This window comes from Mycobacterium sp. 1165178.9 (assembly GCF_001673555.1).
Classification (GTDB): Bacteria; Actinomycetota; Actinomycetes; order Mycobacteriales; family Mycobacteriaceae; genus Mycobacterium.
Genome location: NZ_LZMB01000088.1, coordinates 1 through 6480, shown reverse-complemented (window position 1 = coordinate 6480; position 6480 = coordinate 1). Strand labels below are relative to the sequence as shown.

The 6480-nt window shown below is 70.6% G+C and carries 7 protein-coding genes and 1 pseudogene; 4 read left to right on the top strand and 4 right to left on the bottom strand.

The genetic code is table 11. The annotated features are described in order from the left end of the window. The first annotated feature begins 96 nt into the window (after positions 1 to 96). Together A5652_RS04590 and A5652_RS04585 are read left to right on the top strand one after the other, a co-directional pair. Positions 97 to 1143 (top strand): DUF4328 domain-containing protein, encoded by a 1047-nt coding sequence (locus tag A5652_RS04590; protein WP_156745155.1) that lies wholly within the window; start codon positions 97 to 99, stop codon positions 1141 to 1143. Positions 1144 to 1147: 4 nt separating this feature from the next. Next, complete coding sequence (locus A5652_RS04585) at positions 1148 to 1972, top strand: glycerophosphodiester phosphodiesterase (protein WP_067347095.1); 825 nt, start codon at positions 1148 to 1150, stop codon at positions 1970 to 1972. Between the two features lie 8 nt (positions 1973 to 1980). On the opposite strand, the gene A5652_RS04580 is transcribed toward A5652_RS04585, so the two are convergent. Next, on the bottom strand, positions 1981 to 3189 hold the full coding sequence (locus A5652_RS04580) for an LCP family protein (protein WP_067347093.1): 1209 nt from the start codon (positions 3187 to 3189) through the stop codon (positions 1981 to 1983). 53 nt (positions 3190 to 3242) lie between these two features. Further along, positions 3243 to 4037: a DUF2470 domain-containing protein gene (locus A5652_RS04575; RefSeq protein WP_067347091.1), complete on the bottom strand. Its 795-nt coding sequence runs from the start codon at positions 4035 to 4037 to the stop codon at positions 3243 to 3245. A gap of 90 nt (positions 4038 to 4127) precedes the next feature. Here A5652_RS04575 and pheA point away from each other — a divergent pair, with 90 nt between their 5' ends. Continuing rightward, the gene (pheA, locus tag A5652_RS04570) at positions 4128 to 5054 is read left to right on the top strand and encodes a prephenate dehydratase (protein WP_067347089.1); all 927 of its coding nucleotides are present in this window, start codon (positions 4128 to 4130) and stop codon (positions 5052 to 5054) included. Continuing rightward, the gene (locus tag A5652_RS04565; protein WP_067347087.1) at positions 5051 to 5737 is read left to right on the top strand and encodes a histidine phosphatase family protein; all 687 of its coding nucleotides are present in this window, start codon (positions 5051 to 5053) and stop codon (positions 5735 to 5737) included. Before pheA ends, A5652_RS04565 begins: the two co-directional genes overlap by 4 nt. A gap of 8 nt (positions 5738 to 5745) precedes the next feature. Here the strand turns inward: A5652_RS04565 and A5652_RS04560 are convergent, their stop codons facing one another. Beyond that, entirely contained in the window at positions 5746 to 5937 is a 192-nt protein-coding gene (locus tag A5652_RS04560) for a hypothetical protein (RefSeq protein ID WP_064880454.1), read from the bottom strand. Beyond that, positions 5938 to 6361: pseudogene (locus A5652_RS04555) on the bottom strand (metallopeptidase family protein); the annotation flags it as partial. Positions 6362 to 6480 lie beyond the last annotated feature (119 nt).

Below are 6480 nucleotides of genomic sequence, written 5' to 3'. Positions count from 1 at the left end.
GGCCCGGTCGGTTGCCGGGCCGCCCGAGCGCGGGCCCCCACCCGGCCCTCGGCCGGTGTTCCTTGGCCCGCGTCGGGACGGCGCTAGTCTGGTCCGGTGATCCAGGTGTGCTCCCAGTGCGGCACGCGCTGGAACGTGCGCGATCGACAGCGCGAGTGGTGTCCCCGCTGCCGCGGGGCCCTGATGGCGCCCACGCAGGATGGCCCCCCGGCCGACCCGCAATGGAGTGCGCCCGGCGCACCGACCCAGGCTCGCCCCGCAACGCCGCCGCGGTGGCAGCGCACGCCGCCGCGGCTGCCGCCCGGCTACCGCTGGATAGCCGTGCGGCCCGGCGCAGCGCCGCCGGCCCGACGCGGCCGCCGTCCCCTCGGGCCCACGCCGCGCTATGCCGTCATACCGCGCTGGGGCTTGGCCGACCGCGTCGAGCAGACGCCCGCCGCCGCAACGGCACCCGCGCAGGCGGGGCCGCCCGCGCAGGTCGTTCGCACCACGTCCTTCGTCAGCGTGCTGGTGCTCAGCATCGCCGCTTTGGTCTACGTGGTGCGGTACGTGCTGCTGGTGATCAACCGGAACACCTTGCTGAATTCGTGGGTCGCGATCGGAGCCGACTGGCTCGGCGTGCTCGCCAGCGTGGGCGCGGGAGCGGCGGTGATCGCCTCGGGCGTGCAGCTGATCCGCTGGATGATCGCGCGCCGCGCCGCCGTGCTCGCCCATCACGGGTTGCCCGAGCAGCGGTCGCCGCGTGCGCTGTGGGCGGGTTGCGTTGCACCGCTGGCCAACCTGCTGTGGGCGCCGGTGTACGTGATCGAGCTGGCGCTGCTCGAAGAGCACTATGCCCGCCTGCGCACGACCATCCTTCAGTGGTGGGGCGTGTGGGTGTGCAGCTACGCCGTGTCCATCGCGGCCATCGCGACGAGCTTCGCCACCGATGCCCAGGGCATCGCCAACAACACCGTTCTGATGGTCGTCGCGTATCTGTTTGCGGCGGCAACGCTGGCCGCCGCCACCCGCGTCTTCGAGGGATTCCAGCGCAAACCCGTCGCGCGTCCCGCGCATCGCTGGGTCGCGGTTCCTGATGATCGGCCCGCCGCCTCGGCCTCGGCCGACCCAGTTGAGTTGAAGGGGCAGGAACCGGCAGCATAGGAATATGACGTGGGCCGACGAGGTGCTCGCCGGGCACCCCTATGTCGTCGCCCACCGGGGCGCCTCGGCCGCGCGGCCCGAGCACACACTGGCCGCCTACGAGCTCGCCCTCAAAGAAGGTGCCGATGGCGTCGAATGCGACGTGCGATTGACCCGCGACGGGCATCTGGTGTGCGTGCATGACCGCCGGCTGGACCGGACCTCGACCGGGGCGGGTTTGGTCAGCACTATGACGCTCGCCGAGCTGCGCGAGCTCGAGTACGGGGCGTGGCACGACAGCTGGCGAGAAGACGGCACGCACGGTGACACCAGTTTGTTGACGCTCGACGCGCTGGTTTCACTCGTGCTGGATTGGCGTCGGCCGGTGAAGCTGTTCATCGAAACCAAACACCCGGTGCGGTACGGCTCGCTGGTGGAGACCAAGCTGCTCGCGGCGCTGCACCGTTTCGGCATCGCCGCGCCCGCCTCGGCGGACCGGTCCCGCGCGGTGGTGATGTCGTTCTCGGCGTCCGCGGTCTGGCGGATCCGGCGAGCCGCGCCGCTGCTGCCCACGGTGCTGCTCGGCAAGACCGCGCGCTATTTGACCAGTGGTGCGCCCACCGCCATCGGCGCCACCGCCGTCGGGCCTTCGCTGACGACGTTGAAGGACTATCCCCAGCTCGCCGATCGCGCGATCGCCCAGGGCAGGGCGGTCTACTGCTGGAACGTCGACAACTACGAAGACATCGATTTCTGCCGCGAAGTCGGGGTGGCGTGGCTGGCCACGCACCACCCGGGTCGCACCAAGGCATGGCTGCAAGGCAACCGTGCGGGCGAGGGCAGCGGTTAGATCACCCGCTATTGCGGCTCGCTCGGCGCGGGAGGCACCGGCGCATCGGACGCCAACGACTCGAACAACCTGGCCGCCTCGTCGTGATTCCACACCACGACCGCGCCGGCGCCGCCGCTGGTGAACTCGCCGATCGGGACCGTCATGGCGGTGGCGGCCCCGTGCAGTGCCCAGCCGAGCCGGGCCAGATCCCAGACGTGGTCGAACTGGTCGACGGTCAGGGCGTCGGCGGCCGCGCGGGTTACCGAATACCAGCGCCACGGATTGAGCCACACCGCGGGGCCGGCGGCCCGATGCAGCAGCGCCGTCACGAACTGCCGTTGGTTGACCATCCGGTCGAGGTCCGCCCGCGGGGTGTCGCGTGACCTGACGTATCCCAGCGCGTTGCGGCCGGTCAGGTTCTGGCAGCCGGCCGGCAGGTCGATGCCGGCCAACGGGTCCTTGAACGGCGCCTTCGGGCAGACGGTCACCCCGCCGAGCGCGTCCACCAGCGCGGCGAACCCGCCGAAACCGACCTCGGCGTAATGACTGAGGCGCAACCCGGTGGCCAGCTCTACCGTCTGAACCAGCAATTGCGCGCCGCCTGTCGCGAACGCGGCGTTGATCTTGTCCTTCCCGTGGCCTGGGATGGGCACATAGGAGTCGCGCGGTATCGACACCATGGTCGTCGGCGCTCCAGATCCCAAACCGGGCACGTGAACCAGCAGGATCGTGTCGGTACGGCCGTTACCGATATCGCCGCCGGTAGCCAGGTCCTGTTGCTGCTCGACGCTGAGCTTCTGGCGACTGTCCGACCCGACGATCAGCCAGTTGGTGCCCCGGCCGGCGGCGGGCCGGTCGGGATAGTCGGCGAGCACCGGCTCGCGGTGCAACTTGTAGTCGAACCAGACGGCCGCGGCGGTGATGCCCGCACCGAGCAGCAGCACGCCCACCAGCAGGGCCGTCACCAGCGTGCGAACCCAGCGGAGCTTGCCTCGCTTGCGGCTCGTCGCAAGCGGTCGGGGCGGCGGGACCCGGGACGCCGGCGAAGCGGCCGCAGGTGGGGGCGGGGTCGTCTGTCGCCGCAGCGGCTGGGTCTGCGCGTGCGGCGACGGCGGAGGCGCGGGCGGCCGCCGGATCACCTGTGGCGGTTCCGGGCGCGGTTGCCCGGCACGCGGATGCGCAGGCGCGCTCGAGCCCGGAGGTCGCCGCCGCTGCGGTGATCGGTCGCCGTTCACCCGGTTAACGTACGTGCCCCGCGCCCAGCCGCGTCGGTACGCCGCGACTTCGGCTAGCCGCGCGCGCGAAGCCCGTTGATGAACGGGCATCCCATCAGCACCCGGATGGCCTGGCTCAGACCGGTCATGTCGTCGACCGGTTTGTGAAACGGCAGCCGGACGTCGTGATCGCGGTCGTCGCCCTCGACGCGGAACCGGACGCCGTAGCGGTCCAGGCCGAGGGGTCGCACATAACCACGCCGCAGGGGCGCCGGGAGCCTGGATACCAGTCGCGCCAGGACATCGCTGTGGGCGGTGTCCAAGTGCCACAGCAGGTTCGACTCGAGCGCGCAGAATGGGTCGGGCCGGGCGTCCAGCAGGTCGGCCACGCTGACCGGCTCCGCGCCGGTGGCATCGGTGACGACCACAGAGGCGATCTCGAGCCGTAGCAGCGTGTAGCGCGGCTCTTCGCCGTCGGCGGGGGAGCATCGCGGGGTATCGACGCTCAGCAGGGCCGGATTAGGGCACTCCGCGGCGATCAGGTCGAGCGTGTCAAGGATCTCGGTCGGGTCCACTTCCTGGAGGTGCCCGCGCACCCAGACCAGCGAACGGACCGGTTCGCGCAGCGGCAGCGGCGCGTAGTCGGTCAGTTCCAGCAGGGCCGGGGATCCCGAGATGGGACGCGTGAGCTCACGCTCCCGTTCCACGGGAACTGCCAGCGCAACGGACCCGTCGTCCATCAGGTGATGCACGGGGGTGGCGACCGGGTCGTCATGCTCGATGGCCAGCAGCGCGCCGCTGGCGCGGACACAGGCGCTGCGGATCCGTTCGGCGGTGGTCGGGGCGGGGCAGCTCAGCGGTAATACCATTCTCATCCTTTGATTAGGTAAGCCTAAGTTAACTTACGCAAGGCTGGCGTCGCAAGGGTTTTCCGGCTTGCACGCCGCTAGGGTTGGGACGTGGCCCGCATCGCATACCTCGGTCCGGAGGGGACGTTCACCGAGGCGGCGCTGCGACAGATCACCGCCGCCGGCCTGGTCCCCGAACAAGGCGAAGTCCAATCCTCGCCCGTCGAAAGCAACTCCGCGGCGCTGGACGCCGTGCGCGACGGCGCCGCCGACTACGCCTGCGTCCCGATCGAGAACTCGATCGACGGTTCCGTGACGCCCACCCTGGACAGCCTGGCCATCGGCTCACCGCTGCAGGTGTTCGCCGAAACCACGCTGAACGTCGCGTTCAGCATCGTGGTCAAACCCGGCCGCAGCGCCGCGGACGTGCGGACGCTGGCGGCCTTCACTGTGGCGGCGGCCCAGGTGCGCCACTGGGTGGCCGCCAACCTGGCCGACGCCAAGCTGCGGCCCGCGTACTCCAACGCCGACGCCGCCCAACAGGTGGCCGAGGGACACGTAGACGCCGCGGTGACCTCCCCGCTGGCCGCCGAGCGCTGGGGCCTGGACACCCTGGCCGAGGGAGTGGTCGACGAAGCCAACGCCCGCACCCGCTTCCTCCTGGTCGGGCGCCCGGGGCCGCCGCCGGCGCGCACCGGAGCCGATCGCACCTCGGTGGTGCTGCGCATCGACAACGCGCCCGGCGCGTTGCTCGCCGCGCTCGCCGAATTCGGTGTCCGTGGCATAGACCTGACCCGCATCGAATCCCGGCCGACCAGAACCGGACTCGGCACCTACCGATTTTTCGCCGATTGTGTGGGCCATATCGACGACGACGCGGTGGCCGAGGCACTCAAAGCGCTGCACCGTCGTTGTGCTGATGTGCGCTACCTAGGATCCTGGCCCACCGGCTCACCCGCCGGAGCGTTGCCGCCGCCGGCCGACGAGGCCGCGCGCTGGCTCACGCAGTTGCGCGACGGGCGGGGGTCGCAGCGGTGAGCGGTCGGTTGATCCTGGTGCGACACGGCCAGTCCTTCGGAAACGTCGAGCGCCGACTCGACACACGCCCGCCCGGCGCGGAGCTGACCCCGTTGGGCCGCGATCAGGCCCGCGCGTTCGCCCGCCATTCGGGGCGGCCGGCGATGCTCGCACACTCGGCGGCCACCCGGGCGTTGCAGACCGCCGCGGAGATCGGTAGCCAGCTCGAGATGCCCGCCATCGAGATGGCCGGCGTCCACGAGGTCCAGGTCGGCCGGCTGGAAAACCGCAACGACGACGACGCGGTCGCCGAGTTCAACGCGATCTACGAGCGCTGGCACCACGGCGAGCTCGACGTCGCGCTGCCCGGCGGTGAAACCGGCAACGACGTGCTGGACCGCTACGTGCCGGTGCTCACCCACCTGCGCCTGCGCTATCTCGACAACCACGACTTCCACGGCGACATCGTCCTCGTCAGCCATGGTGCGGCGATCCGGCTGGCCGCCGCGGTGCTGGCGGGTGTGGACGCCGACTTCGCGCTGGACAATCACCTGGACAACGCCGAATCGGTGGCATTGACCCCGATCACCGACGGGCGGTGGAGTTGCGTGCGCTGGGGAAGCTCGACGCCGCCGTTCTACCCGAAGGAAGAAGCGACCCCCGTCGCGGACGCGGTGCGGTCAAGCACCGACCCCATGGGCTGACCCCTCGGTCAGACGGCCAGGGCGATCACTTCGGTGCACGTGCAGCCGACGGCGTCGCAGTCGATGACGAAGGCGTGCGGCAACAACTCCGGAGTGAAGCAGTCCGGCTCCGTGCATTCCGACCGGTGCAGCGCATGGCGAATGATGGTGCCGTGACAGTGATCTAAGCCTGCCCGGCAGTCGCGGCAGTCAATGCTCATAGGTGAGTTCATAGCACCCGGCGCGGACAAATCCGGGATGCCGCGCCCGGAAATCCGGTGGCGTGCGAGGTATTCAGGCCCAGCCCAGCTCGTGCAACCGGTCGTCGTCGATGCCGAAGTGGTGCGCGATCTCGTGGATCACCGTGATCGCCACCTCCTCGACGACCTCGTCCTCGGATTCGCAGACGTCCAGCAGCGCCTCGCGGTAGATGGTGATGGCATCCGGCAGCGAGCCGAAGTAGTCGGAGTCTCGTTCGGTCAGCGCCACCCCCTCGTACAGCCCGAGCAGTTCGGCGTCTTCTGGATGGCGGCCTTCGACCAGCACGACCACGTTGTCCATGGCGGCCGCCAGCTCGGGCGGGATCAGGTCCAGGGCGTCGGAGACCAGTTCGGCGAAGCGCTGCGGATTCATCCGCACGGACACCCGCCTAGCCTCCCGGCGGCGGCTCGGCGGGCGGCGCCTCCGGCGCGGGGTTGGCCGGTGGCGCGGGCTGGGGCGCCGGCGCGGGCGCCTCGGGTGCCGGATTGGCCGGCGGACAACGG

Bases quoted from the DNA above. Each gene is read 5' to 3' on its own strand.
- A5652_RS04585 (WP_067347095.1), top strand. From the start codon at position 1,148: ATGACGTGGGCCGACGAGGTGCTCGCCGGGCACCCCTATGTCGTCGCC.
- A5652_RS04575 (WP_067347091.1), bottom strand. From the start codon at position 4,037: ATGGTATTACCGCTGAGCTGCCCCGCCCCGACCACCGCCGAACGGATC.
- A5652_RS04560 (WP_064880454.1), bottom strand. From the start codon at position 5,937: ATGAGCATTGACTGCCGCGACTGCCGGGCAGGCTTAGATCACTGTCAC.